Below are 24,824 nucleotides of genomic sequence, written 5' to 3' on the forward strand. Positions count from 1 at the left end.
CGCGCCCGCTAGTCGTAGGTGATGTTGCCGTGCTCGTCCATCAGGGGATGGATCTGCGAGGGGCCGTAGTCGTCCACGTCGGACGGGCGCGGCTTCTCCGGCCCGTCCGGCCCGATCCGCATCACGCGCTCGACCCGCACGACGTCGTAACGGCGTCCCCGCAGCAGGAGTTCGTTGGGCCTGCGGCGCGCGGCGAACTTCTTCGCGGCCCGTGCGCGCAGTTCCGCCTCCTTCTCGTCCACCTTCATCCAGTCGGGCAGCTCCGTGATCCCCGGCAGGTCCTCCAGTCGGGGCACGGGCCGGGTGAGGTGGTGGACCAGGGCGCGGCGGGCGCCCTGCGGCGTCGCGTACTGCCCGGTCACCATCGTCCAGGACGACTCCTTCCGCTCCACCACCCGGAACACCGCCGGGAGCAGCACGACCCCCGGGTGGCTGGTCAGGGCCCGCTGCGAGTCGGCGCGTACGTTCTCGGGGAAGCGGTCGGCGGTGTAGGACAGGCTCGCCAGCCCGGCCCGGTCGATCCCCTCGGCCAGCCCGACGGCGGCCGCGTGGTCGAGGACGAAGCCCTCGGCGGCACAGGGGTCCTCCGTGGCCAGGTCCCAGCTGTCCTCGTCCGGGTCGGTGGCCCGGGGCGGCTCCAGCCGGCCGTCGCCGATCCGGGCGAACTCGTCGGCACGGACGACCCGGTAGCGCACGCCGTCCGCCGTCACCTCGTTGACCGGCCTGGTCTCCAGCTGGGCCACGGCCGCCAGCAGCGACCGCCGGACGGCCGGGTCCTCGGTCTCGTCCCTCGCCATGAACCACAGGTGCGAGTTCAGCTCGTCCCGGGCCAGCTGCGGGAACCCGGTGTCGAGTTCGCCCACCATCCGCCAGCGCGGCCGGTCCCCGCGCCGCTGCTCGGCCAGCCCGAACAGCGGCCCCCGGACCACGATGTTCGGATACTTGCGGACCGAGGCGAACGCGTCGGCCTCCCTGACCTCGGAGACCGGGTCGTCGCGGCGGGTGACGTTGATCGTGAGGTGGTCCGGCGACTTCCCCGAGTAAGCGTTCATATACTCAGTGTGCCGAAGGGGGCTGCCGGTGTCAGGGCTTCCGGCACAAAGGACGCACGGGGGCGGCTCTCCCCCACCGCGTGGCCACCGTCCCGCCTCTTCCGGGGCCCATCGGGGTCAGGGCGTGGCGGTCTGCGGTTCGAGTCCGGCGAAGTCCTCGTGCAGGGCGTCGAGATGACGGCCCGTCGGCTCACCGTCCGGGGCCAGCTCCGCGAGCCGCCAGCCCGGCAGCTGCCGCTCGGTCGCGGCGGGCAGCGACCCGTCCGCCGGGTCGGCCAGGGCGTGCAGCACGCCGAACGCGGTCTCCCGGGCCACCTCGCGGGCCAGTTCGCCGAGGTCCTCGGGTGTGAGTCCCGCCGCGAGGGCGCGGTCGACGGCCCCGGCGGCGACGCCGTCGGTGCGGTAGGCGGCCACCCACCGGGGCGCCTCCGCGGCCCAGGCGTCGACGTCCTGCCACACCGCGCGCAGGAGGCGGTAGCGGGCGAGCTGCGGCAGCCCCTCCTCGACCTCGGATTCGGCCCAGTCCGACGCGTCGTCGTCCGCTCCCAGGGCGCGGAAGAGAGCGGTGAGCCTGTCGAGTTCGCTCATGGGGTGGGAGGGTACCGTCCGGGTCCGGGCGGTACGGGACGGACGGGTGCGCCGGGAGCGATGAGTTCCGGCGAGGCGGGCGGTCAGTACATCCGTGGAGGCCGGCGCCCGCAGGACCGGACGCCCGCGCCCGACCCCGTACGAGACGGTCGTACGGGGCCCGCCCACGGACACCCCGTGCACGAGCCCTTTGGAGCCCCCCGATGCGCACTCTGATCAGCACCGCCTTCGTCTCGCTGGACGGCGTCATGGAGGCCCCGGGCGGCGAGCCCGGCTACCGGAACTCGGGGTGGACCTTCAAGGACATGGAGTTCCTTCCGGAGGCGTACGAGATCAAGGGCCGGGAGCAGGAGGAGGCCGCCGCCCTGCTGCTGGGCCGGGTCAGCTACGAGGCGTTCAGCCCGGTGTGGCCGGGGATGGAGGATTTCGCCGGGTACAGGGAGATGCCGAAGTACGTGGTCTCCTCGACCCTCACCGAGGACGCGCTGGTGTCCGGCTGGGGCGACACCACGATCCTGCGCTCCCTCGACGAGGTGGCCGCCCTGAAGCGGACCGAGGGCGGCCCCGTCATCGTCCACGGCAGCGCCGCCCTGAACCGGAGCCTCGCCGACGCCGACCTCGTGGACCGCTACCACCTGCTCGTCTTCCCGCTGCTGCTCGGCGCGGGCAAGCGCCTGTTCAGCGACACGGACAAGGACCGCCAGAAGCTGAAGCTGGTCGAGCACGAGGCGTACGCGAACGGCATCCAGAAGAACGTCTTCGAGGTGGTCCGCTGACGGGACGATCCGGTCAGCCGCCGCGCGCCCCGACGGCCACGCGCACGGCCCCCGGCAGGATCGCCGGGGGCCGTGCGCGTGGCGCTGTGCACCGGGGCGTTACGGCAGGTTCCGGGCCATGACGATCCGCTGGACCTGGTTCGTGCCCTCGTAGATCTGGGTGATCTTCGCGTCGCGCATCATGCGCTCCACCGGGTAGTCCCGGGTGTAGCCGTAGCCGCCGAGGAGCTGGACGGCGTCCGTGGTGACCTCCATGGCGACGTCCGAGGCGAAGCACTTGGCGGCCGCGCCCTGGAAGGTGAGGTCGCCCTCTCCCCCGCCGGCGGCGACGCGCTCGGACTTGGCCGCGGCCGCGTACGTCAGCTGGCGGGCGGCCTCGATCTTCATCGCCATGTCCGCGAGCATGAACTGGATGCCCTGGAAGTCCGCGATCGGCTTGCCGAACTGCTTGCGCTCCTGGACGTAGCCCTTGGCGTAGTCCAGTGCGCCCTGGGCGATGCCGAGGGCCTGGGCCGCGATGGTGATGCGGGTGTGGTCCAGGGTCTTCATCGCGGTGGCGAAGCCGGTGCCCTCCGCGCCGATCACGCGGTCGGCGGGGATGCGGACGTTGTCGAGGTAGACCTCGCGGGTCGGGGAGCCCTTGATGCCGAGCTTCTTCTCCGGGGCGCCGAAGGAGACGCCCTCGTCGGACTTCTCGACGACGAAGGCGGAGATGCCCTTGGAGCGCTTGTCCGGGTCGGTGACGGCCATGACCGTGTAGTACTCGGAGACGCCCGCGTTGGTGATCCAGCGCTTCACGCCGTCGAGCACCCAGAAGTCGCCGTCGCGGACGGCCTTCGTCTTCATGCCGGCCGCGTCCGAGCCGGCGTCCGGCTCGGAGAGGGCGTACGAGAACATCGCGTCGCCCTTGGCGAGCGGGCCGAGGTACTTGGCCTTCAGCTCCTCGGAGCCGGAGAGGATCACCGGGAGCGAGCCGAGCTTGTTGACGGCCGGGATCAGGGACGAGGAGGCACAGGCGCGGGCCACCTCCTCGATCACGATCACCGTGGCGAGCGCGTCGGCCCCGGCCCCGCCGTACGCCTCGGGGACGTGGACGGCGTGCAGGTCCGAGGCGACCAGGGCGTCCAGCGCCTCCTGCGGGAAACGGCTCTCCTCGTCCACCGCGGCGGCGAAGGGGGCGATCTTCGTCTCGGCGAGCGCGCGGATGGTCTCGCGGAGCATGTCGTGCTCCTCGGCCGGACGGTACAGGTCGAAATCGGTCGAACCCGCCAAGACGCTCACTCCCCAAATGCTAACTACCGTTAAGTAACGCGATTTTAGTGCGCCGACCGCCCGGCGGCATACGCGGCCGACACGTGAGCTTGCCGACAGGGGCGGGACGCACGGGATCCACCCGGCGGAGGGGAGCTGCGAATTCCGCGGCATGCCCGCCCGACTATGCTCGGTTCGCACCTTCGTCCGTATCTCCAGGAGCACCCCATGGCCCTCAGGATCACCGTGATCGGCACCGGCTACCTCGGCGCCACCCATGCCGCGGCCATGGCCGAGCTGGGCTTCGAGGTCCTCGGGCTCGACGTCGTGCCGGAGAAGATCGAGCTGCTGTCGTCCGGCCGGGTGCCGATGTACGAGCCGGGGCTGGAGGAGATGCTCCAGCGGCATGTCGCGGGCATCGAGGGCTCCACCGGGCGGCTGCGCTTCACCACCTCCTGGGAGGAGGTGGCGGAGTTCGGCGACGTCCACTTCGTCTGCGTGAACACCCCGCAGAAGCACGGCGAGTACGCGTGCGACATGAGCTACGTGGACAGCGCCTTCGAGGCGCTCGCCCCGCGCCTGACCCGCCCCGCCCTGGTCGTCGGCAAGTCGACCGTCCCCGTCGGCTCAGCCGCCCGCCTCGCGGACCGGCTGGTGGAGCTGGCCCCGGTGGGCGAGGGCGCCGAGCTGGCCTGGAATCCGGAGTTCCTGCGCGAGGGCTTCGCCGTGAAGGACACCCTGCACCCCGACCGGATCGTCGTCGGCGTCACGAGCGAGCACGCCGAGAAACTGCTCCGCGAGGTGTACGCCGTACCGGTCGCGGAGGGCTCCCCCTTCGTCGTCACCGACTTCCCCACCGCCGAGCTGGTGAAGACCTCCGCCAACTCCTTCCTGGCCACCAAGATCTCCTTCATCAACGCCATGGCCGAGGTCTGCGAGGCCGCCGACGGGGACGTCGTGAAGCTCGCGGAGGCCATCGGGCACGACGAACGGATCGGGAAGAAGTTCCTGCGGGCCGGGATCGGGTTCGGCGGCGGCTGTCTGCCCAAGGACATCCGCGCCTTCATGGCCCGCGCCGGTGAGCTGGGCGCGGACCAGGCCCTGACCTTCCTCCGCGAGGTCGACTCCATCAACATGCGCCGCCGCGGCCACATGGTCGAGCTGGCCCGGGAGGCCGTGGGCGGCGGCTCGTTCCTCGGCAAGCGGGTGGCGGTGCTGGGCGCCGCGTTCAAGCCCGACTCCGACGACGTACGCGACTCCCCCGCGCTCAACGTCGCCGGTCAGATCCACCTCCAGGGCGGCCAGGTGACCGTCTTCGACCCCAAGGGGATGGACAACGCCCGGCGGCTCTTCCCCACCCTCGGTTACGCGGACTCCGCCCTGGAGGCCGTGCGCGGCGCGGACGTGGTGCTGCACCTGACCGAGTGGCGCGAGTTCCGGGAGCTGGACCCGGCGGAGCTCGGCGCGGTGGCGGCCCGCCGGATCATCCTGGACGGGCGCAACGCCCTGGACAGCGCGGTGTGGCGCGAGGCCGGGTGGACCTACCGGGCCATGGGGCGTCCCAAGGCCTGAGGCCGCGCGGTCCGTCCGAGACCGCGCGGTCCGTGCGCCGCCGGATGGACCCGCGCTTCTCCGGCCCTCCGGTGTGCGGGTGGCCCTCCGCGGCCTGGCCACCGGCGTCGAGCCGGACGTGCTGCGCACCCGGACGCCCGTGGCCCCCGTGGAGACGGGCGGGCGTTCAGGGGTGGGCCGTCAGCCGAGCCGACCGTCCAGCTGCTCGATCGTCGCGTGGGATCGGCCGCGCGTGCTCTGCTCCTCGCGGGCCACGGCCTCCGCGTCGCGCAGCGCCCGTACGGCGTTCTGCCAGGTCAGCTTGGCCAGGTCGCCCTCGGACCAGCCGCGCCGCAGCAGCTCCGCGATCAGGTTCGGGTAGCCGGAGACGTCCTCCAGGCCGCGCGGGGTGAACGCCGTGCCGTCGTAGTCGCCACCGATGCCGATGTGGTCGATGCCCGCGACCGCCCGCATGTGGTCCAGGTGGTCCGCGATGGTGGCGACCGTGGCCTCGGGGCGCGGGTGGGCCGCCTCGAAGTCCTCGTGGATGCGCATCGCCTGCGGGGTGGTGTCCAGGTGGTGCAGGCCGTGCTCACGCATGTTGCGGTCGGCGGCCAGGGTCCAGGCGACCGCCTCGGGCAGCACGAACTTCGGGACGAAGGTCGCCATCGCGACGCCCCCGTTGGCCGGGAGGGAGGCCAGTACGTCGTCGGGGATGTTGCGCGGGTGGTCGCAGACGGCACGGGCCGAGGAGTGCGAGAAGATCACCGGCGCGGTGCTGGTGGCGATCGCGTCGCGCATCACCCCGTCGGCGACGTGGCTGAGGTCGACGAGCATCCCGACGCGGTTCATCTCGCGCACGACCTCGTGGCCGAAGGCGGAGAGCCCGCCGAGGCGGCGCACGTCGGTGGCGCTGTCGGCCCAGTCGATGTTGTCGTTGTGGGTGAGCGTCATGTAGCGCACGCCCAGCTCGTACAGGGCGCGCAGGGTGCCCAGCGAGTTGTTGATGGAGTGGCCGCCCTCGGCACCCATCAGCGAGGCGATGCGGCCCTCGGCGCGGGCCTTCTCCAGATCGTCGGCGGTGAGCGCCCGGCGCAGATGCGCGGGGTAGCGGGCGATCAGCTCGGCGACGATGTCGATCTGCTCCAGCGTGGCGCTGACCGCCGCGTCGCCGGTCAGGTCGGTGCGGACGTACACCGACCAGAACTGGCCGCCGACCCCGCCCGCCCGCAGCCGGGCCAGGTCGGTGTGGAGCAGGCCGCGCTGGTCGGCGGCGATGTCCCGGGCGTCCAGGTCGTAGCCGACCTGCTCGCGCAGGGCCCAGGGCAGGTCGTTGTGGCCGTCCACCACGGGGTGGGCGGCGAGCAGCTCACGGGCACGGGCGAGGTGGTCCATGGAGGCTGCCCCCTACTTTCCGAAGCCGAAGGAGTCGGAGCCCTGCACCTTGGAGCGCAGCCGCTTGCCCTTCTCCGTGGCCTGGTCGTTCAGCTCCCGCTGGAACTCCCGCATCCGCTCCTGGAGCGCCGGGTCCTGCGTGGCGAGGATGCGGGCGGCGAGCAGGCCGGCGTTGCGCGCTCCGCCGACGGAGACCGTGGCGACGGGGACCCCCGCCGGCATCTGGACGATGGAGAGCAGGCTGTCCATGCCGTCGAGGTACTTCAGCGGCACGGGGACACCGATGACCGGCAGCGGGGTGACCGAGGCCAGCATCCCGGGCAGGTGGGCCGCCCCGCCCGCGCCCGCGATGACCGCCTTCAGACCGCGGCCCGCGGCCTCCTCGCCGTACGCGATCATCTCGCGCGGCATGCGGTGGGCGGAGACGACGTCGACCTCGTAGGGGATCTCGAACTCGTCGAGCGCCTTGGCCGCGGCCTCCATGACCGGCCAGTCGGAGTCCGAGCCCATGACGATGCCGATCACAGGCGCCGGTGCGGAGGGGGAAGTCATTCGGTGATCGTTCCTCGCAGGTAGTCGGCCGCGTGCCGGGCGCGCTCCCGCACGTCCGCCAGATCGTCGCCGTAGGTGTTGACGTGGCCGACCTTGCGGCCGGGCTTCACGTCCTTTCCGTACATGTGGATCTTGAGCTGCGGGTCGCGGGCCATGCAGTGCAGGTACGCCTGGTACATGTCGGGGTAGTCGCCGCCCAGGACGTTGCACATGACCGTCCAGGGGGCGCGCGGGCGCGGGTCGCCGAGGGGCAGGTCGAGGACCGCCCGTACGTGGTTGGCGAACTGCGAGGTGATCGCGCCGTCCTGCGTCCAGTGGCCGGAGTTGTGCGGGCGCATCGCCAGCTCGTTGACGAGGATGGCGGGCCGCCCGTCGGGTCCCCGGGTCTCGAACAGCTCCACCGCGAGGTGGCCCACGACGTCCAGCTCGGCGGCGATGCGCAGCGCGAGCTGCTGCGCCTCGCCCGCCAGCGCCTCGTCCAGCTCCGGAGCCGGGGCGATCACCGTGTCGCAGACCCCGTCGACCTGGACGGACTCGACCACCGGGTAGGCGACGGCCTGTCCGTGCGGCGACCGGACGATGTTGGCCGCCAGCTCCCGTACGAAGTCGACCTTCTCCTCGGCGAGGACCGGGACCCCGGCGCGGAACGGGTCGGCGGCGTCCTCCTCGGAGCGGACCACCCACACGCCCTTGCCGTCGTAGCCGCCGCGCACGGTCTTGAGGACGACGGGGAAGCCCCCGGTCTCCTCGGCGAACGCGGCCGCGTCGGCCGGGTCGCGCACGATGCGGTTACGGGGGCAGGGGGCGCCGATCTCCGCGAGCCTGGCGCGCATCACCCCCTTGTCCTGGGCGTGCACCAGGGCGTCGGGGCCGGGGCGCACGGGGATGCCGTCCGCCTCCAGGGCCCGCAGGTGCTCGGTCGGCACGTGCTCGTGATCGAAGGTGATCACGTCACAGCCCTGCGCGAAGGCGCGCAGCGTGTCCAGGTCGCGATAGTCGCCGATGACGACCTCGCTCACCACCTGGGCCGCCGAGTCCTGGGGAGTGTCACTGAGCAGCTTGAATTTCAGGCCGAGGGGGATGCCCGCCTCGTGGGTCATGCGGGCGAGCTGACCGCCGCCGACCATGCCGACTACCGGGAACGTCACGCCTCCAGGGTATCGGGCGCGCCGGAGCGCCCCCGACGCCGTCCGGGCGGGGGACGCGGCGGCCGCCCTCCGGGGGCTCGCCCATGCCCCCCGGAGGGGGGCTACCAGCCATCGGACGGCATCGGGCGGGAGGGCTGGTTAGCATGACGGGGTTGACGTAACCCAGTCGACACCACCGAACGGACGGACTGAGCGATCACCATGAGCGAACGGGGCGCACTGCGGACCCGGCTTGATCTGCTGAGCCGGGAGGTCGCCAAGTTCGGCGCGGTCGGTGCGATCGGGCTGCTGGTCAACATCGCGGTCTTCAACCTGCTCCGGCACACCACGGACCTCCAGGTCGTCCGGGCGAGCGTACTGGCGACCTTCGTCGCCATCCTCTGCAACTACGTGGGCTTCCGCTACTGGACCTACCGGGACCGCGACAAGACCGGCCGGACCCGTGAGCTGACCCTTTTCCTGCTGTTCAGCGCGGCGGGCGCGGTGATCGAGAACGGCGTGCTGTACCTCGCGACGTACGGCTTCGGCTGGAACACCCCGGTGCAGAGCAACTTCTTCAAGATCCTCGGCATCGGGATCGCGACGCTGTTCCGCTTCTGGTCCTACCGGACCTGGGTCTTCAAGGCCCTGCCCGCCGAGGAGGCCCCGGCGAGCCCGGACCGGTTTCTGGAACAGCGGCGCCCGACGGAGACGGTGACCACGACCGCCGGGACGGAGACCGTGACCGGGACGGACACCGTGACCGGAACGGAGACCGCGACGGGGACGAGGACGGAGCCGGAGACGGCCGAGCCGGACCCGGTACGGAACTGAGGCCCGGAGGGACGGGTCCCGGCGCCTGAGCCCGGCGCCCGCCGGTATGCGGGCGGAACAGGGTCTCTCGCGTTCGCGGGCGGAACCGGATCTTGCGCTGGTTCGTTGTTCAGCGCACCGGGCGCTCGGGGGCCTCGCGCTCCGGTGGGACCCGGCTGAGGAAGAGCGCGAAGACCGCGGGGTGCTGCTGGACCAGTTCCAGCCGCCCGCCGTCCGCCTCCGCGAGGTCCCGGGCGACGGCGAGGCCGATCCCGGTGGAGTTGCGGCCGCTGATGGCCCGCTCGAAGATCCGCGCCCCCAGTGCGGCGGGCACCCCGGGGCCCTCGTCGGTGACCTCGACGACGGTCTGGTTGCCGGTGACGCGGGTCCGCAGGGCGACGGTCCCGCCGCCGTGCATGAGCGAGTTCTCGATCAGCGCCGCGAGGACCTGGGCGACCGCGCCGGGGGTCCCGACGGCCCGCAGCCCGTGCTTGCCCGAGCAGACCAGGGCGCGGCCCGTGGAGCGGTAGGCGGGTCGCCACTCCTCGATCTGCTGCTTGATGACCTCGTCGAGGTCGAAGACGACGGCGGAGCCGGTGCGCGGGTCGCGGGAGTTCGTCAGCAGCCGCTCCACGACGTCGGTGAGGCGCTCCACCTGGGTGAGGGCGATGTTCGCCTCCTCCTTGACCGTCTCCGGGTCGTCGGTGACGGAGATCTCCTCGATCCGCATGGAGAGCGCGGTGAGCGGCGTCCGGAGCTGGTGCGAGGCGTCGGCGGCGAGCCGCCGCTCGGCGGTCAGCATCCGGGCGATCCGCTCGGCGGAGGCGTCCAGGACGTCGGCGACCCGGTCCAGCTCGGGCACCCCGTAGCGCTTGTGCCGCGGCCGGGGGTCGCCGGAGCCCAGGCGTTCGGCGGTCTCGGCGAGGTCGGTGAGCGGGGAGGCGAGCCGGTTGGCCTGGCGTACGGCGAGGAGCACGGCGGAGACGATCGCCAGCAGCGCCACCGCGCCGATGATCAGCAGCGTGCGGCCCACCTCGCGGGTGACGGACGAGCGGGACTCCTCGACGGTGACCCGCTCGCCCTGCTCACCGGTCTCGACGGCGCGCAGGACGCCCCCGTCGGGGCGTTCCCCGACGGCGATGGGGTCCCGGCCGGGGATCTCGATCAGGGCGAAGCGGGTGGGGTCGATCTGCTCGGAGAGCACCCCGGAGTTGATCACCTCGTCGCCGAGGAGCCGGCTGTCCACCACGCTGATCAGCCGCAACGCCTCGGACTCGACGCTCTCCTGGGCGCTGGCGCTGATCGTGCGCGCCTCGACGATGACCAGGGAGACGCCGAAGACGGAGATGACGACGAGCACCACGGCGAGCGTGGAGTTGATCAGCCGACGGCGCATGTCCGCCGGGTCCGTCGTCCGGTGTCAGCGAGGTGCATGAGGGATTCGTAACTCAGCTCTTCTCGAACCGGAAGCCGACGCCCCGGACCGTCGCGATGTAGCGCGGATTGGCCGCGTCGTCGCCGAGCTTCTTGCGCAGCCAGGAGATGTGCATGTCCAGGGTCTTGGTGGAGGACCACCAGGTGGTGTCCCAGACCTCGCGCATCAGCTGGTCGCGGGTGACGACCCGGCCCGCGTCCCGGACCAGGACCCGCAGCAGGTCGAACTCCTTGGCCGTGAGCTGGAGTTCCTCCTCGCCCATCCAGGCCCGGTGGGACTCGACGTCGATCCTGACGCCGTGGGTGGCGGGCTGCGCGGCGGGCTCGGCGGCCCCGCGGCGCAGCAGGGCGCGGACCCGGGCGAGCAGCTCGGCGAGCCGGAAGGGCTTGGTGACGTAGTCGTCGGCGCCGGCGTCCAGCCCGACCACCGTGTCGACCTCGTCGGCGCGGGCCGTCAGCACCAGGATCGGGATGGTGTGGCCGTCGGCGCGGAGCCGGCGGGCGACTTCGAGTCCGTCCATCCCGGGCAGCCCCAGGTCGAGGACGACCAGGTCGACGCCGCCCTGGAGCCCGGCGTCGAGCGCCGAGGGGCCGTCCTGACGGACCTCGACCTCGTAACCCTCCCGACGCAGAGCGCGAGCCAGTGGCTCCGAGATGGATGCGTCGTCCTCGGCGAGCAGTACACGGGTCATGGGGTGATGGTAGTCCGGACGGGGGGCGGGGAGTGAGGCCCTCGACGCCGCCCGCCGGTCAGCGCGGGACGCCTGCGGGTCAGCGCCACCGAGCGGGTAGAGACCTTTGAATGTGCGAGCCTGGTTCCACTAAGACCTGTGATCCATCTCTCAAGTCCTTTCATATCCGGCTGTGTCGTGTCGTATGGTGTTCCGACGCCTGTTGCACTACTCAAGGACCTTTAGGCAGCCATGAGCGCCAAGGGTCTCTTTTGTGTGCGGGGCCGGTCACGGCCGGCCCGCTCCGAGTGAATGACCTGTGAGCCGGGCCCGGAACGCGGAGACGCGCGCCGGGCGTGGATCCCGGTGCGGTTCCTCCCCGCTCCGCCGCCGACGCTCCACCGGGAGCCCGGCCACGCGGAGCACTCCCCCTCGGGCGTCGGGGACGGGGTGCGACCGCGCCGGTGCCGGCTGCCCCCCACCGGGCGCGTACCGCTCATGAGGCGGCGCGTCCCGACCAGCAAGGATCGACCATGGCGTCCAGCCTGACGAAGGACTCGGCCAGTTCCGGCGAGGGAACCTTCTTCGGCCACCCCCGCGGTATGGCCACCCTGTTCATGACGGAGATGTGGGAACGCTTCTCCTGGTACGGGATGCGCGCCATCCTCACCCTGTACTTGGTGGCCGCCGTGCTCGACGGCCCCCTGGAGGGCCGGGAGGCGCTCGCCGCCTCCATCTACGGCGTGTACAACGCCGTCGTCTACATGGCGGCGATGCCCGGCGGCTGGGTCGCCGACCGTCTCTGGGGCGCCCGCAAGGCCGTTCTGGTCGGCGGGATCATCATCGCGCTGGGCCACTTCACCCTGGCGCTGCCGAGCGACATCGCGTTCTTCATCGGTCTGGCGCTGATCGCGGCCGGTACGGGCCTGCTGAAGCCGAACATCTCGGCGATGGTCGGCGGCCTCTACGAGGGCCAGCCCAGCGCCCGCCGCGACGCCGGTTTCACGCTCTTCTACATGGCGATCAACATCGGTGGCCTCGCCGCCCCGCTGCTGGTCGGCTACCTCGGCGAGAACGTCAACTGGCACCTCGGCTTCGGTGTCGCCGGTGTCGGTATGACCTTCGCGGTGATCCAGTACGCGCTGGGCTCCAAGCACCTCGGCGACGTCGGCAAGCTGCCCGCGAAGCCCATCTCCCCCGAGGAGCGGCGCAAGACGCTGCGCAAGGTCGCCCTGTGGGCCGGTATCGCGGTCGCCGCGCTGCTGATCGACCTGGCGCTGGGCACGTACGACATCGAGCACATCGTCAACGTCCTGGCCGTGCTGGGCGTCGTCGTCCCGATCATCTACTTCATCACGATCTTCCGGGACCCGGCGCTGGCGGCGGAGGACCGCCCGAAGATCAAGGCGTACGTGTGGTTCTTCATCACCGCCGTGCTCTTCTGGATGATCTACGACCAGTCCGGCTCGCTGCTGACGATCTTCGCGGACAACAAGACGGACCGCTTCATCGGCGGCTGGGAGTTCCCGGCCTCCTGGCTCCAGTCGGTCAACCCGGCCATGGTCATCATCCTGGCCCCGATCTTCGCCGGACTCTGGGTCAAGCTGGCCACGCGCAACCGTGAGCCCAGCACCCCGATGAAGTTCGCGCTGGCGATGCTCCTCATCGGCGGCTCCTTCGGCATCATGGGCCTGGCCGGTGCGGCCGCGGCCAACAGCGACACGGGCAAGGTCACCGTCTTCTGGCTGCTCGCCGTCTACCTCGCGCAGACCATGGGCGAGATGTGCCTCTCCCCGGTCGGCCTGTCGCTGTCCACGAAGCTGGCGCCGAAGATGTTCGTGGGGCAGATCATGGGCCTGTGGTTCCTGGCCACGTCCACGGGCAACGCCCTGAACGGCTGGACCACGAAGCTCAACGCGCCGCTCGGGGACGCCGCCTACTACACGTTGCAGGCGCTCGTGGCGGTCGCCGCGGGCATCGCCTTCATGGTGGCGGGCCGCAAGATCCGCGCCCTGATGGGCGACGTGAAGTAACTCCCGCCGGGAACGTACGCCAGCGGGTCCGCACGAGAGGTCGTCGTGCGGACCCGCAGTCGTGTTGTACGGACGTGCTGCGGCCCCGTCGTGTTGTACGGACGTGCTGGGGGCCCTGTCGTGTCGTGCCGCGGGGCCGGGTGTCAGCGCGTGCCGCGCAGCCTGCGCCACGGGGTGAACGTGAACACGGCACCGCCCAGCAGGATCGCCGTACCGGCGACCAGTCCGAGCGCGCGCAGGGCTCCGTCGTCCTCGGCGCCGGTGGCGGCCAGGCCGCCGCCCGAGTCCGTACCGCCGCCGGAGGCAGCTCCTCCGCCCCCGGAGCCCGAACCGCCGGAGCCCGAACCGCCCGCCGCGCCGCCCGGCTGGGCGGAGGTGTCCAGCTCCAGCGAGACCGCCACGTCACCGGGCGGAGTGCAGGTCGTCGTCGTCCCCGCGGCCATCACCGTGAGGACGCCGGGGCTGAGCGTGGACTTCCCGCTCGCGCCGGGCTTGTACGTACCGGTGAGGTCGGGGATCTCGATCGGGGCGCCGGTCTTGATGACCTCCTTGTTCAGCGGTCCCTCGACCTTGACAGTGCCCCGGTCCGCGCCGCCGAGCCTGATGTCCATGGACGGCTTGACCTGGCCCGCCGGGATGTCGATCGGGCTGTCCATCACGGACTTGCTGAACGTGACGGTGAGGTCGTAGTCGCCGCCGTTCTTCCTGGCACTGATCCGGACCGGGGACGTGGCGTTCTTGTCCCCGATCGGCGTCTTGCACGCGTAGGCGACGGACACCTCCTTGCCGGGGAAGTCGGTCTCCCCGCCGCCTCCGCCGGTGCTCCCGCCGTCCGAACCGCCGGAGTCCCCACCACCGGAGTCCCCGCCACCCGAGTCTCCGCCGCCGGTCGTCGTACCCCCGGTGCCGGTGCCGCCGGTGGTCGTGCCGCCCGTGGTCGAACCGCCGGTGTCGGTGCCGCCGGTGGTCGTGCCGCCCGTGGTGGAGCCTCCGCCCTCCGAGACCTCGATCGTGACGGCCGGCCGGACCTCCTCCTTCGGGGCGCACTTGGTGTCCGTGGAGATCGGCTGGGACACGTTGATGTCGTACGCGCCCGGGGTGAGCGTGATCTCCCCGGCCTTCTCCAGCTTGAGCGTGCCCTTCATGTCGGGCAGGACCATGGGGCTGTTCCTGGGGATCGGCGGGTTCTGCCGCGGCCCCTCCAGCTTCAGCTCACCGCTCGCCGCGCCGCCGACGGTGACGGTCCCGGTCGGCTTGACCGTGTCCGCCCCCAGGTCGAGGACGTCCGGGTTCTTGGACGCGGCGTCGACCGTCTTCCAGACGACCTCGATCTCGTCGCCGACCTTCGCCTCCGCCGGCGCGCTCAGCTCCACCTTGGTGGTGCCCTGCACGGCGGGCAGCCCCGAGATCGGCGGCGGGACGCACTCCGTCGCGTAGCTGACCTCGGCGGCCTGGGCCGGGCTCGCGGCCAGCAGGATGCCCGCGCCGCCGAGCATCAGCGCGACTCCGGCCGCGCTCATCCTCCGTTGCGTACTCACGCTTGTCCCTTCGTCGTGGGTGGGGGTGGGTTCTCTGACGGTGCGGAGTCCGGGGTGAACCACGGCAGCGTGGCCGCGTTCGGGCTGGTGCCGGTGCCAGTGCTCGTGCTCGTGCCGGTGGGCGTGTCCGGGCCGGTCCCCGCCGAGGCTCGCGTCCGCGTACGGTGCGCGTGGCGGGCCATGCCGGCGGCGCGGGGGCGGACCGTGTCCACGACGGCCATGCCGATACGGAAGACGGCGGCCGGGACGACCAGGCACAGGAGCACCCAGAAGAGCGTGACGCCCCAGGGCCGGGCCACCCCCCACGGCTGTTCGGCCAGCAGCCTGTCCCCGTGGCGCAGGGACACCTGGTAGTCGCCGTGCGCGCCCGCGGAGAGTTCGACGGGCAGCGAGATCCGCGCCCTGCCGCCGGGGGCGACCGTGCCACGCCACGGGCGTTCCTCCCACTGCGGGGCGTAGACACCGTGCGCGGTGCCGATCTCGAAGACGGGGTCCTTCACGGGGCCGGTGCCGAGATTGCCGACGGTGAAGACCAGGCGACGGGTTGGCGGCGCGCCGAACCAGGTGAGCAGCGAGCTGTCGCCCTCCAGCCGGGCGGTGGCCAGCACGGCGAGCTTCCCGTCCGCCGACTCCGGCGGCAGCTCCGCCGTCGGATGACCCGCCACCGTGAACACCGCGTCGGCCAGGGCCTGTTCGCCGGTCACCGTGGCGACGTGCACCACACAGGGGCACGGCTTGGGCGGCTCGGCCACCGGCAGCTTCTTGCTGAACGCGCCCTTGTCGTCGGTGGTGACGGCCCGGCCGTCGGCGTTGGCGCAGGAGTTGGTCGAGCCGATCACGCCCCGCTCCGGTGTGGACTGACCGCAGATCAGCAGCATCAGCAGCGCGTCCGGCCGCCAGCCGGTGCCTCTGACGGTGATCTCGCCTCCCGTACCCGCCTCCTTCTTGGACAGACTGACGCCGGGGTCGTCGCCCTCGGCCGCCCGCGCGCCCGGGGATGCCAGGACGAACGGGACGAGCAGCGCGGGCAGGAGCGCGAGGAGAACGCAACGGGCGAGCCGCGCGGCGGTGCGCCGAAGGTCCGGGAGGGGTACGGGTCCGGGCTGCCGCATCACGCTTCCGCCCCCGCCTTCGCCAGGGACGTCGCCCCCGCGGGGGCGTGCGGCGGGTCGCGGCGGGTCCGGCCGCGCCGACAGGCGGCAGTGACGAGCCGGGCCAGGAGCGCGAGGACCAGCAGCCCGCCGCCGACGACCAGGGCCACCGGGACGTACGGAGCCGAGGCCCCGCCCTCGTCCTGGGCGCCCCCGGCCGCGGTGACACGCAACCGTACGGTGACCGCGTCCACAGCGGGGGCGTCCGCCCAGGGCTCGGTCAGCTCGACCCGGCGGCCGGGGGTGAGTTCCAGCGGCAGGGGTCTCTCCGCGCGGGTCAGGAGCGTGCCGAACACCCCCTCGGCGCGGACCGCCAACCGTGGCCTCAGCAGCGTGTTGCCCCGGTTGACGAGGGCGTAGCGGATGGTCCGGCCGGACACCTCGACGTCCTCCACGGTGAGCGCCGCCAGGGTGGGGCCGCCGATCCGCACCCGTACCGGTACGCGCTCGCCGCCACCGTCGCCCGCCCCTGCTCCCTCTCCCTCTCCCTCTCCCGCGACGACCGCCCCGGACGCGTCCCCGGGCACCGCGCCGGACGGCACCGCGAGTGCGAAGGGCACATCGGCGCGGGTCCGGGCCGGGACGGTGACGGTGTCCGCGGCGAACCGCAGCCAGGCCCCCGCCCGGCCCTCGCCCCGCAGCCGTACGATCAGCGGGGTCCGGGCGGGATTGGTCACCGACAGCCGGTCCTGGAGCACCGTTCCGGCGGTGCCCTCCAGGTAGACGTACGGCCGGGCGTCCCGGCCGTCGCTCCCGCCCCCCGCGGGCCGCACCGTCCAGCCCGCCGTCCCGGCACCGTCGTCGGCCGCCGCCGGAGTCGCTCCGAGCACGACCGCGGAGGCGGCGAGCGCCGCCAGGAGGACGAGCAGCGCCCGGCGGGCGTACGCGTACGGCGCGGGAACCGGCACCGGGTGGGCGACCGGGTCCGGGCGCGGGTCCGGCACCGGGCGGACGGGCGGGGGCAGCAGCGCCCGAGGTGTCGGCAACGGTAACGACAGCGGCATGGACAAGGCTCCCTTGCTTCCTGCGGGGGCTCGTGGAGTCGGCGGCCGGGGCGCGGGCTCAGCCCGCGGACCCAGCCCCGTGCGCCGCATCCGTGGGCTCAGCCCGTGGGGTGCTGGCCTCGGCGGGTCAGCCAGAGCACTCCGGCCGCCCCGGTCAGCAGCACGGTGCCGCCGAGTGTGCCGAGCGCCGCCGCCGAGTCGAGGGGGCCGGTGCGGGGCAGCTCACCGCCGCCCGACGAACCCCCGGTGGAGCCGCCACCCGAGGTCCCGCCGGTGGAGCCGGTCGATCCGCCGGTGGAGCCGCCCGACGATCCGCCCGCGCCCTGGACGTCGAGTTCGAGGGAGGGGCCGGGGCTGTTCTTGGGCGTACACGTGGTGGTGGTACCGAGTGCCTTGATGGTGAGCACCCCTGCGGTGAAGGTGACCTTGCCGCTCTTCTTCGGGGTGTACGTCCCCGACAAATCGCTGATCCTGATGGGGGTGTTGGCCGGGATGGCCTCGTCGTTCGCCGGACCGGACACCTTGACCTCGCCCGTCTCCGCGCCGCCCAGCTCGATGACGGCGCTGGGGTTCATGGCCCCCTTGCCCAGTTCGACGGGGCTGGAGGAGACACCCTTCTGGAAGGACATGGTGAGTGCGTAGCCGCTGCCGCTCCTGACGCCCTTGATATCGATGGGCGAGACAGCGCCCTTGGGCCCGATGGGCGTCACGCACTGGTAGTTGACGTCCACGACCTCGGCGTGTGCGGCGGACGCGCCCAGCACCACCGCCGAGCCCGCCAGCGCGACCGCCAGCGCGAGAGTTGTCCGCTTCCGGTTCGACACCTCGTGTTCCCCTCCTGCCGGAGGTCGCCGCGCACCACCGCCCGTATGGACGCACATTGCTGACGACACATCAGATTGGGCGCTCAAGGTACGCCCGGGGCCTGATGGAGGGAAGACAAAGAGCGCGCCGATCAGGCGCGCTCTTCGTGGTGCATCACGGGACATGTGCCCGGTCCGGCGTACGCCCGGGGACGGGGCGGCGCGGCGACGCTCGGCCACCGCGGCTGCACGGAGGCAAGCGGCCGGTGCCTACGCGGGGGCGGCGAGCTCCGCCCAGACGGTCTTGCCCGGCGCGTCCGGCGTCCGCTGGACGCCCCAGTCCAGGCAGAGACGCTGCACGATGAACATGCCGTGCCCACCGGGCCGCCCGGCGCGGTGCGGTGTCCGGGGAGCGGGCTGGCCAGCCCCCCGGTCGACGACCTCGACGCGCAGCACCTTGGACGTCTGCCCGATCCGCAGCTCCTCGGGGCCCTCGGCATGCAGGCAGGCGTTGGTCACCAGCTCGGAGACGACCAGCAGGACGTCCTCCGCCGCGGCCCGGCGGTCCGCGCTGGACGCGGGGAGCCAGCCCCAGTCGTGCAGGGCCTGCCGGGCGAAGTCACGAGCCGTCGGGACGATCCCGCTGACCTGCCCGAGGGGGAGCGTGCGCCACTGCCGGTCGGCCGGGACGGGCGAGGGTGCGCCCGCTTCGTCCGGCTCGCGGCCGAGGTCGCCCGGCGGATGCTGCCGGGTGGTGCTCATCAGCGCTTCACCTCACCGATTCGCCATGTCGCCATGTCGCCGTTGTACAGATAATGATCAGTTACCGAGTGTGCCGGGCCCGGGGGGCGCCGACGGGGTGTCTCCTGCCCTGCCGTTTCGCAACAACACCCACTTGGGGCACACGATCGCGTGACACGGACGACATCTCCGGCATCGGAGCCGCGAAGAGGCCGGGCAGGACCACCTGCACGCGCCGGGTCAGGCATCCAGGGCGTCGGCGAGCGTGGCGTGGACGGTGAAGACCGCTTCCGCGCCCGTGATCTCGAACACCCTCGCCACCACGGGCTGCATTCCGGAGAGATGGACCTCTCCCCCGGCTGCCTCCGCCTTGAGGCGGGCGCCGAGCAGCACGTTCAGCCCGGTGGAGTCGCAGAACTCCAGCCGTGAGCAGTCGACCACGAGGCGTGACCGCCCCTGTTCGACCGCGCTCTCCAGAGGCTCGCGCAACAGGTCCGCGGTGTGGTGGTCAAGCTCACCCACCGGCGTCACGACCTCGTTGCGCCCCTCGGTGCGGGCCTCGACCTGAAGCCGACCCCGGTTCGCACTGCCGACCGTCCCGCGGTCCATGCCTGTCCCTCTTCGCCGTTCGTCACTTGCGCGTCACTGCTCGTGCGGCTGTATGCGGAGCTGCCGCCGACGTGCGGGAAACAGTACGCGTTCTGATCGCCCTGCGGTAGTCGAAGACCTCAACAAACCGGACATATGGTGGTAATTGGCACTTGTAACTGTTGGCCGGAACCGGGTAAGGGTAGAGGGACACCCGCAACGCGACCGGCTTTGGAGGCGCCGTTTCACCGCAGGAACACGTAGGGGCATCGGCAGCCATATGCCGAGAACGATGGAGGAGAAGCATGTCACCCCGGCTCGACGAAGCGCGTACCCCCGAAGCGCCGTCGGCATGTCCTCAGGGACCGACCCATTCCGACTCCCCCGCCGCGAGTGCCATACCCGGCCCGCGTGCCAGCACCACCAGCAGCACCACCAGTAGCGGCGACGGCTTCTCTGACGAGCCTTCCGGCGAAGGGCTCACGGGGCTCCCCGAGATCCCGCCCTACGCCGAGATCGGGGCACTGGACGCGCGGGCCCTGTCGAAGACGCTCTTCGAGCGGCTCGAGTCCCTCGTGGAGGGCACCCACGAATACGCGTACGTCCGCAACACCCTCGTCGAGCTGAACCTCGCGCTCGTCAAGTTCGCCGCCTCCCGGTTCCGCTCCCGCAGCGAACCGATGGAGGACATCGTCCAGGTCGGCACCATCGGTCTGATCAAGGCGATCGACCGGTTCGAGCTGAGCCGCGGCGTGGAGTTCCCCACCTTCGCGATGCCGACGATCGTCGGTGAGATCAAGCGTTTCTTCCGCGACACCAGCTGGTCCGTGCGCGTGCCGCGCCGGCTCCAGGAACTCCGGCTCGACCTGGCGCGAGCGGGCGACGAACTGTCGCAGCAGCTGGACCGCGCGCCCACGGTGGGGGAGCTGTCCGAGCGGCTCGGCATCACCTCGGACGAGGTTGTCGAGGGCATGTCCGCGAGCAACGCGTACACCGCGAGCTCGCTGGACGCCAAGCCCGAGGAGGACGACCACGAGGGCGCGCTCGCGGACCGCATCGGCTACGAGGACCGCAGCCTCGAAGGCATCGAGTACGTCGAGTCGCTGAAGCCGCTCATCGCCACGCTCCCCTCGCGCGACCGCATGATCCTTTCGCTCCGCTTCGTCAGCAACATGACGCAGTCGGAGATCGGCGAGGAACTGGGCATCTCGCAGATGCACGTCTCCCGGCTGCTGTCCCGGACGCTGACCAAGCTCCGCAAGGGTCTGACCCTGGACGAGTAGCCGGTCCGGCGCGCGCTCGCCACGCGCCGTCGCCGGGCAGCCGACCCGTCGAGCCGTCGGCCCGTCGAGCCGTCGGCCCGTCGAGTCATCGAGCCGTCGAGTTGCGGAGTTGTGGAGTCACGCGGAAGGACCCGCCCCGGACCACCGGGAGCGGGTCCTTCCGCGTGTCCGGCCGAACCGGCCGCCGGGCGCGCGCCGCACCGGCCACGTCCGGGGCCGCCCGTCACACCACGCGCTGCCCGCTCCGCCACACCGCGCTGACCAGCGGGACACCCGGCCGGTAGGCGAGGTGGACGTGGCTCGGGGCGTCGAGGAGGACCAGGTCGGCACGGGCACCGGGGGTGATCCGGCCGATGTCGCCGCGGCGCAGGGCCGCGGCCCCGCCCGCGGTGGCGGACCAGAGGGCCTCGTCGGGCGTCATCCCCATGTCGCGTACGGCCAGCGCGATGCAGAACGGCACGGACGAGGTGAACGACGAGCCGGGGTTGCAGTCCGTGGAGAGTGCGACGGTGGCCCCCGCGTCCAGGAGGCGGCGGGCGTCGGGCCAGGCGGCGCGCGTGGAGAACTCGGCCCCGGGCAGCAGCGTGGCGACCGTGTTGCCCTGGCCGAGCGCGTCGACGTCGGCGTCGGTGAGGTGGGTGCAGTGGTCGGCGGAGGCCGCGTCGAGTTCGACGGCGAGCTGGACGCCGGGGCCCCGCGTCAGCTGGTTGGCGTGGATGCGGGGGTGCAGCCCCCGGGCGCGGCCCGCGGTGAGGATGGCGCGGGCCTGGTCGCCGTCGAAGGCGCCCTCCTCGCAGAACACGTCGATCCAGCGGGCGTGCGGGGCGCAGGCCTCCAGCATGGGGCCGGTGACCAGGTCGACGTAGCCCGCGGGGTCGTCGGCGTAGTCGGGGGAGACGATGTGGGCGCCGAGGTAGGTGACCTCGTCGGTGTGGCGGGCGGCGACGCGCAGGGCGCGGGCCTCGTCCTCGACGGTGAGGCCGTAGCCGGACTTGGTCTCGAAGGTGGTCGTGCCCTGGCGCAGGGCCTCGGCGAGATAGCGGGCGACGTTGGCGGACAGCTCGTCGTCGGAGGCGGCGCGGGTGGCGGCGACTGTGGTGCGGATGCCCCCCGCGCGGTAGGGCTGCCCGGACATCCGGGCGTTGAACTCCTGGGTGCGGTCGCCCGCGAAGAGCAGGTGGGAGTGGGAGTCCACGAAGCCGGGGATCACGGCCCGGCCCGCCGCGTCGAGGACGTTGTCAGTGGCGGGTGCTTTGCTTGATTCACCGGTCCAGACGACGCGGTCGCCCTCGATGACGACGGCCGCGTCCTGGATCAGGCCCAGGGGGGTCCCGTTGCCGAGGGAGGGGTCATTGGTGACCAGGCTGGCGATGTGGGTGACGGCGGTGGTCGTCATCTGGAGAGTGTTCTCCTTGCGTTCGGGTGGGTCCGGGGGCGGTGGGGCGGGGCTGTCGGTGCCCGGTGCCGCCGGGCGTCCGGCGGTGGTCGGCCGACGGATCTCCCGGCGGGTCCGGTCGGGGGGCTCGGCGGTCGGCCGGGCGGGAGGTCCGGCGGTGGGCACGGTGGAGCGGTCGGTCAGCCGTGCAGGGCGGCCACGGCGGTGGCGAGCGCCCGGGACACGTCCTGAATCCTGGTGTGGCGGCCGTCCCGGACGATGTGCCGCCCCGCGACGACCGTGTGCCGCACATCAGCGGCGGAGGCGGCGAATACGGCGGCTTCCGCGGCCAGCCGGGGCACGGGTCCTGCCGTCCTGACGGAGTCCAGGGCGACGGTGGTCAGATCGGCGGGGGCGCCCGGTTCCAGGACGCCCGCTTCGGGGCGGCCGAGCGCGGCGTGCCCGTCGGCGGAGGCGGCCCGGAGCAGGGCCGCTGCCGTCCAGTGGCCCCGGACGTGGGTGCGCAGCCGTTCGTTCAGCTCCATCGCCCGGGCCTCCTCGAAGAGGTCGATCACGGCGTGGCTGTCGCTGCCCAGCGAGAGGGGCGAGCCCGCCTGCTGGAGGGCGACAGCGGGGCCGATGCCGTCGGCCAGGTCGCGTTCGGTGGTGGGGCACATGCAGGTGCCGGTGGTGGTGGAGCCGAGCAGCGCGATGTCCTCCCGCGTCAGATGCGTGTTGTGGACGCCCGTGGTGCGCGGGCCGAGGACGCCGTGGTCGGCCAGCAGCCGGGTCGGGGTGCGGCCGTGGGCAGCCTGGCAGGCCTCGTTCTCCGCGATCTGCTCGGAGAGGTGGACGTGCAGCGGGGCGTCCCGCTCCTCGGCCCATCGGGCGACGGTGGCCAGTTGGTCCGCCGGGACCGCGCGGACGGAGTGGATGGCCGCGCCGATCAGCGTGTGGTCGTCGCCCTTGAGGAGGGAGGCGCGCTCCGCCCAGGCGTCGGCGGTGGTGTCGGAGAAGCGCAGCTGGTGCCGGTTGGGCCGCTCGCCGAATCCGGCGGCGAGATAGGCGGTGTCCAGCAGGGTGATCCGGATTCCGGCCTCGGCGGCGGCCGCGATCAGCGCCTCGCCCATGGCGTTCGGGTTGGCGTAGGGGGTGCCGCCGGGCGCGTGGTGGAGGTAGTGGAATTCGCCGACGGAGGTGATCCCGGCCAGGGCCATCTCGGCGTACGTGGCGCGGGCCAGCTCGTAGTAGGTGTCCGGGGTGAGCCGGGAGGCCACCTGGTACATGACCTCGCGCCAGGTCCAGAAGGTGCCCGAGCCGACCTGGACGGTGGAGCGCAGGGCCCGGTGGAAGGCGTGGGAGTGGGCGTTGGCGAGGCCGGGGAGGGTCAGGCCGCGCAGCACGGTCGCGCCGGGCGGCGGGGTCTCCTCACCGGTTCTGATCGCGGCGACACGGCCGCCCGCGACGTCCAGGGTGACGCCCGGCTCGACGTGGGTGCCGAGCCAGGCGTGGTCCATCCAGTACGTCGCGGTGACGGGCGCGCTTTCGGCCCGGTTCGTCAGCTGCACGCGAGACCTTCCAGTACGTCGGCGAGTGCCTCCACCCCGGCGGCGCAGTCGTCCTCGGCCGCGTGCTCGGCGGGTGAGTGCGAGATTCCGGTGGGGTTGCGGACGAAGAGCATGGCGGTGGGCACCGAGGCGGACAAAATACCCGCATCGTGGCCCGCGCCGGTGCCGAGGACGGGCACGGGCCGCCCCGTGTCGCCGGAGCCCTCCAGGATCGTGGCCAGCTCGTCGCGCAGGGCGTGCTCGAAGTCGACCACCGGCGTGAAGGACTCACGGACGACGGCGAGATCGATCCCGGCGCGGTCGGCGTGCTCGCGGGCGGCCCGCTCGATGCCGGTGACGACGGCGTCCAGGGTGGCCTGGTCGGCGGCGCGGGAGTCGAGCCAGCCGCGGACGAGGGAGGGGATGGCGTTGACGCCGTTGGGCTCGACCGCGATCTTGCCGAAGGTGGCGAGGGCGCCGGTCAGTTCGGCCTCGCGGCGGGCGGCGAGCACGGTCTCGGCGTACGTGAGCATCGGGTCGCGGCGGTCGGCGAGGCGGGTGGTGCCCGCGTGGTTCGCCTCGCCCCGGAAGTCGAACCGCCAGCGGCCGTGCGGCCAGATGGCGGAGGCGATGCCGACGGGGTCGCCGGTCAGGTCGAGGGCGCGGCCCTGTTCGACGTGGAGTTCGACGAACGCGCCGATCCGGGCGAGCCGTTCGGGGTCCGGGCCGATGGCCTCGGGATCGTATCCGGCTCGCTCCATGGCGGCGGGCAGCGCGATGCCGTCGGCGTCGCGCAGCCGGTGGGCGTCGGTGACGGTGAGCTGTCCGGCGGCCAGCCGGGACCCGACACAGGCCAGCCCGAAGCGGGCGCCCTCCTCGTCGCCGAAGTTGGTGATCGCCACCGGCCGGGTGAACTCCACTCCCCTGCGCCGGAGTTCGTCGAGCGCGGCGAAGGAGGAGACCACGCCGAGCGGACCGTCGAAGGCGCCGCCGTCCGGGACGGAGTCCAGGTGCGAGCCGGTGACGACGGCGTCCCCGGCCAGGGGGTCGCCGAGCCAGGCCCACTGGTTGCCGTTGCGGTCCGTCTCGTAGCCGAGGCCGCGCGCCTCGGCCTGCGCGCGGAACCAGGCCCGGCACTCCAGATCCGCCGCCGACCAGGCGTGACGCCGGTAGCCGCCGCTGTCGGGATGACGCCCGACGGGAGCCAGCTCGCGCCACATCGCAAGGAAGGAGTCACCCGCCCGCCACGACTGCCACCCCGCGCGGGACGCCCCGGCTCCGGACGGGCCCCCGGCGCGGGGCGGGGTAGCCGCCTCGGGCCGCGCACCGGCCCCGGCCGACGGCGGGGTGCCGCCTCCGCCCCCGGGCGGGGTAGCCGCCTCGGCTTCGGCCGGGCCACCGGCTCCGGCCGGGGTCTCGCCCCCGGCGCCGGACCGCGCACCGGCCCCGGCCCCCGGCGAGGTAGCCGCCCCAGGCCGCGCACCAGCCCCGGCCGGGCCGTCGGCCCCGGTGCCGCCCCCCGTGCCGGGCGGGGTGCCGACCCCGGGAGTG

At 72.6% G+C, this 24,824-nt stretch carries 21 protein-coding genes and 1 pseudogene; 5 read left to right on the plus strand and 17 right to left on the minus strand.

Annotation, left to right across the window (positions count from 1 at the left end):
* Positions 1–8: 8 nt before the first annotated feature.
* Positions 9–1,052, minus strand: coding sequence for a DUF5954 family protein (locus ACIRRU_RS27440; protein ID WP_403684912.1), 1,044 nt, complete (start codon positions 1,050–1,052; stop codon positions 9–11).
* Between the two features lie 117 nt (positions 1,053–1,169).
* Positions 1,170–1,640 (minus strand): hypothetical protein, encoded by a 471-nt coding sequence (locus ACIRRU_RS27445; RefSeq protein ID WP_403684915.1) that lies wholly within the window; start codon positions 1,638–1,640, stop codon positions 1,170–1,172.
* Positions 1,641–1,843: 203 nt separating this feature from the next.
* Here ACIRRU_RS27445 and ACIRRU_RS27450 point away from each other — a divergent pair, with 203 nt between their 5' ends.
* Positions 1,844–2,416 carry a dihydrofolate reductase family protein gene (locus ACIRRU_RS27450; RefSeq protein WP_363201296.1) on the plus strand — a complete coding sequence of 191 codons (573 nt, stop codon included), beginning with the start codon at positions 1,844–1,846 and terminating at the stop codon, positions 2,414–2,416.
* A gap of 99 nt (positions 2,417–2,515) precedes the next feature.
* Here ACIRRU_RS27450 and ACIRRU_RS27455 read toward each other — a convergent pair whose 3' ends face one another.
* A complete protein-coding gene (locus ACIRRU_RS27455; RefSeq protein WP_403685003.1) occupies positions 2,516–3,688 on the minus strand; it encodes an acyl-CoA dehydrogenase family protein in 1,173 nt (390 codons plus the stop codon).
* Positions 3,689–3,895: 207 nt separating this feature from the next.
* Here ACIRRU_RS27455 and ACIRRU_RS27460 point away from each other — a divergent pair, with 207 nt between their 5' ends.
* Complete coding sequence (locus ACIRRU_RS27460; protein WP_403684918.1) at positions 3,896–5,239, plus strand: UDP-glucose dehydrogenase family protein; 1,344 nt, start codon at positions 3,896–3,898, stop codon at positions 5,237–5,239.
* A 180-nt stretch (positions 5,240–5,419) separates the two neighbouring features.
* Here the strand turns inward: ACIRRU_RS27460 and ACIRRU_RS27465 are convergent, their stop codons facing one another.
* From ACIRRU_RS27465 to ACIRRU_RS27475, 3 genes are read right to left on the minus strand one after another with little or no spacing between them, the layout of a single operon-like run.
* Positions 5,420–6,613 carry a dipeptidase gene (locus ACIRRU_RS27465; protein WP_403684921.1) on the minus strand — a complete coding sequence of 398 codons (1,194 nt, stop codon included), beginning with the start codon at positions 6,611–6,613 and terminating at the stop codon, positions 5,420–5,422.
* 12 nt (positions 6,614–6,625) lie between these two features.
* Positions 6,626–7,165 (minus strand): 5-(carboxyamino)imidazole ribonucleotide mutase, encoded by a 540-nt coding sequence (gene purE / locus ACIRRU_RS27470; protein WP_363201293.1) that lies wholly within the window; start codon positions 7,163–7,165, stop codon positions 6,626–6,628.
* Positions 7,162–8,313, minus strand: a complete 1,152-nt coding sequence (locus ACIRRU_RS27475) for a 5-(carboxyamino)imidazole ribonucleotide synthase (RefSeq protein WP_363201292.1) — start codon at positions 8,311–8,313, stop codon at positions 7,162–7,164. The genes purE and ACIRRU_RS27475 overlap by 4 nt, the downstream gene beginning before the upstream one ends.
* 201 nt (positions 8,314–8,514) lie before the next feature.
* Here ACIRRU_RS27475 and ACIRRU_RS27480 point away from each other — a divergent pair.
* Positions 8,515–9,009: pseudogene (locus tag ACIRRU_RS27480) on the plus strand (GtrA family protein); the annotation flags it as partial.
* A 226-nt stretch (positions 9,010–9,235) separates the two neighbouring features.
* Here the strand turns inward: ACIRRU_RS27480 and ACIRRU_RS27485 are convergent.
* Positions 9,236–10,501, minus strand: a complete 1,266-nt coding sequence (locus tag ACIRRU_RS27485; protein ID WP_403684925.1) for an ATP-binding protein — start codon at positions 10,499–10,501, stop codon at positions 9,236–9,238.
* Positions 10,502–10,553: 52 nt separating this feature from the next.
* On the minus strand, positions 10,554–11,231 hold the full coding sequence (locus ACIRRU_RS27490; RefSeq protein ID WP_403684928.1) for a response regulator transcription factor: 678 nt from the start codon (positions 11,229–11,231) through the stop codon (positions 10,554–10,556).
* 512 nt (positions 11,232–11,743) lie between these two features.
* Here ACIRRU_RS27490 and ACIRRU_RS27495 point away from each other — a divergent pair.
* Positions 11,744–13,243: a peptide MFS transporter gene (locus ACIRRU_RS27495; protein ID WP_403684931.1), complete on the plus strand. Its 1,500-nt coding sequence runs from the start codon at positions 11,744–11,746 to the stop codon at positions 13,241–13,243.
* A 143-nt stretch (positions 13,244–13,386) separates the two neighbouring features.
* On the opposite strand, the gene ACIRRU_RS27500 is transcribed toward ACIRRU_RS27495, so the two are convergent.
* From ACIRRU_RS27500 to ACIRRU_RS27525, 6 genes are all read right to left on the minus strand, one after another.
* Positions 13,387–14,763 (minus strand): hypothetical protein, encoded by a 1,377-nt coding sequence (locus tag ACIRRU_RS27500; RefSeq protein WP_403684934.1) that lies wholly within the window; start codon positions 14,761–14,763, stop codon positions 13,387–13,389.
* Between the two features lie 14 nt (positions 14,764–14,777).
* Entirely contained in the window at positions 14,778–15,893 is a 1,116-nt protein-coding gene (locus tag ACIRRU_RS27505) for a hypothetical protein (protein WP_403684937.1), read from the minus strand.
* Entirely contained in the window at positions 15,893–16,936 is a 1,044-nt protein-coding gene (locus ACIRRU_RS27510) for a hypothetical protein (RefSeq protein WP_403684939.1), read from the minus strand. Before ACIRRU_RS27510 ends, ACIRRU_RS27505 begins: the two co-directional genes overlap by 1 nt.
* A gap of 98 nt (positions 16,937–17,034) precedes the next feature.
* The gene (locus ACIRRU_RS27515; RefSeq protein ID WP_403684942.1) at positions 17,035–17,760 is read right to left on the minus strand and encodes a peptidase; all 726 of its coding nucleotides are present in this window, start codon (positions 17,758–17,760) and stop codon (positions 17,035–17,037) included.
* Between the two features lie 249 nt (positions 17,761–18,009).
* Complete coding sequence (locus tag ACIRRU_RS27520) at positions 18,010–18,501, minus strand: ATP-binding protein (RefSeq protein WP_403684945.1); 492 nt, start codon at positions 18,499–18,501, stop codon at positions 18,010–18,012.
* Between the two features lie 219 nt (positions 18,502–18,720).
* Positions 18,721–19,089: an STAS domain-containing protein gene (locus ACIRRU_RS27525; RefSeq protein ID WP_363201287.1), complete on the minus strand. Its 369-nt coding sequence runs from the start codon at positions 19,087–19,089 to the stop codon at positions 18,721–18,723.
* A 284-nt stretch (positions 19,090–19,373) separates the two neighbouring features.
* Here ACIRRU_RS27525 and ACIRRU_RS27530 point away from each other — a divergent pair, with 284 nt between their 5' ends.
* Positions 19,374–20,351 (plus strand): RNA polymerase sigma factor SigF, encoded by a 978-nt coding sequence (locus tag ACIRRU_RS27530; protein WP_403684948.1) that lies wholly within the window; start codon positions 19,374–19,376, stop codon positions 20,349–20,351.
* Between the two features lie 223 nt (positions 20,352–20,574).
* Here ACIRRU_RS27530 and hutI read toward each other — a convergent pair whose 3' ends face one another.
* The 3 genes from hutI to ACIRRU_RS27545 all read right to left on the minus strand — a co-directional run bounded on the left by hutI (position 20,575) and on the right by ACIRRU_RS27545 (position 24,493).
* A complete protein-coding gene (gene hutI, locus ACIRRU_RS27535; protein WP_403684951.1) occupies positions 20,575–21,747 on the minus strand; it encodes an imidazolonepropionase in 1,173 nt (390 codons plus the stop codon).
* Between the two features lie 179 nt (positions 21,748–21,926).
* Complete coding sequence (locus tag ACIRRU_RS27540) at positions 21,927–23,294, minus strand: formimidoylglutamate deiminase (RefSeq protein WP_403684953.1); 1,368 nt, start codon at positions 23,292–23,294, stop codon at positions 21,927–21,929.
* On the minus strand, positions 23,285–24,493 hold the full coding sequence (locus ACIRRU_RS27545) for an allantoate amidohydrolase (RefSeq protein WP_403684955.1): 1,209 nt from the start codon (positions 24,491–24,493) through the stop codon (positions 23,285–23,287). Before ACIRRU_RS27545 ends, ACIRRU_RS27540 begins: the two co-directional genes overlap by 10 nt.
* Positions 24,494–24,824: the final 331 nt, after the last annotated feature.

This window comes from Streptomyces sp. NPDC101181 (assembly GCF_044767975.1).
Taxonomy (GTDB): Bacteria; Actinomycetota; Actinomycetes; order Streptomycetales; family Streptomycetaceae; genus Streptomyces.

Excerpts from the sequence above, each read along its gene's own strand:
- ACIRRU_RS27440 (WP_403684912.1), bottom strand. The coding sequence starts at position 1,052 with ATGAACGCTTACTCGGGGAAGTCGCCGGACCACCTCACGATCAACGTC.
- ACIRRU_RS27445 (WP_403684915.1), bottom strand. The coding sequence starts at position 1,640 with ATGAGCGAACTCGACAGGCTCACCGCTCTCTTCCGCGCCCTGGGAGCG.
- ACIRRU_RS27450 (WP_363201296.1), top strand. The coding sequence starts at position 1,844 with ATGCGCACTCTGATCAGCACCGCCTTCGTCTCGCTGGACGGCGTCATG.
- ACIRRU_RS27460 (WP_403684918.1), top strand. The coding sequence starts at position 3,896 with ATGGCCCTCAGGATCACCGTGATCGGCACCGGCTACCTCGGCGCCACC.
- ACIRRU_RS27465 (WP_403684921.1), bottom strand. The coding sequence starts at position 6,613 with ATGGACCACCTCGCCCGTGCCCGTGAGCTGCTCGCCGCCCACCCCGTG.
- purE (WP_363201293.1), bottom strand. The coding sequence starts at position 7,165 with ATGACTTCCCCCTCCGCACCGGCGCCTGTGATCGGCATCGTCATGGGC.
- ACIRRU_RS27485 (WP_403684925.1), bottom strand. The coding sequence starts at position 10,501 with ATGCGCCGTCGGCTGATCAACTCCACGCTCGCCGTGGTGCTCGTCGTC.
- ACIRRU_RS27490 (WP_403684928.1), bottom strand. The coding sequence starts at position 11,231 with ATGACCCGTGTACTGCTCGCCGAGGACGACGCATCCATCTCGGAGCCA.
- ACIRRU_RS27495 (WP_403684931.1), top strand. The coding sequence starts at position 11,744 with ATGGCGTCCAGCCTGACGAAGGACTCGGCCAGTTCCGGCGAGGGAACC.
- ACIRRU_RS27500 (WP_403684934.1), bottom strand. The coding sequence starts at position 14,763 with ATGAGCGCGGCCGGAGTCGCGCTGATGCTCGGCGGCGCGGGCATCCTG.
- ACIRRU_RS27505 (WP_403684937.1), bottom strand. The coding sequence starts at position 15,893 with ATGCGGCAGCCCGGACCCGTACCCCTCCCGGACCTTCGGCGCACCGCC.
- ACIRRU_RS27510 (WP_403684939.1), bottom strand. The coding sequence starts at position 16,936 with ATGCCGCTGTCGTTACCGTTGCCGACACCTCGGGCGCTGCTGCCCCCG.
- ACIRRU_RS27520 (WP_403684945.1), bottom strand. The coding sequence starts at position 18,501 with ATGAGCACCACCCGGCAGCATCCGCCGGGCGACCTCGGCCGCGAGCCG.
- ACIRRU_RS27525 (WP_363201287.1), bottom strand. The coding sequence starts at position 19,089 with ATGGACCGCGGGACGGTCGGCAGTGCGAACCGGGGTCGGCTTCAGGTC.
- ACIRRU_RS27530 (WP_403684948.1), top strand. The coding sequence starts at position 19,374 with ATGTCACCCCGGCTCGACGAAGCGCGTACCCCCGAAGCGCCGTCGGCA.
- hutI (WP_403684951.1), bottom strand. The coding sequence starts at position 21,747 with ATGACGACCACCGCCGTCACCCACATCGCCAGCCTGGTCACCAATGAC.
- ACIRRU_RS27545 (WP_403684955.1), bottom strand. The coding sequence starts at position 24,493 with ATGTGGCGCGAGCTGGCTCCCGTCGGGCGTCATCCCGACAGCGGCGGC.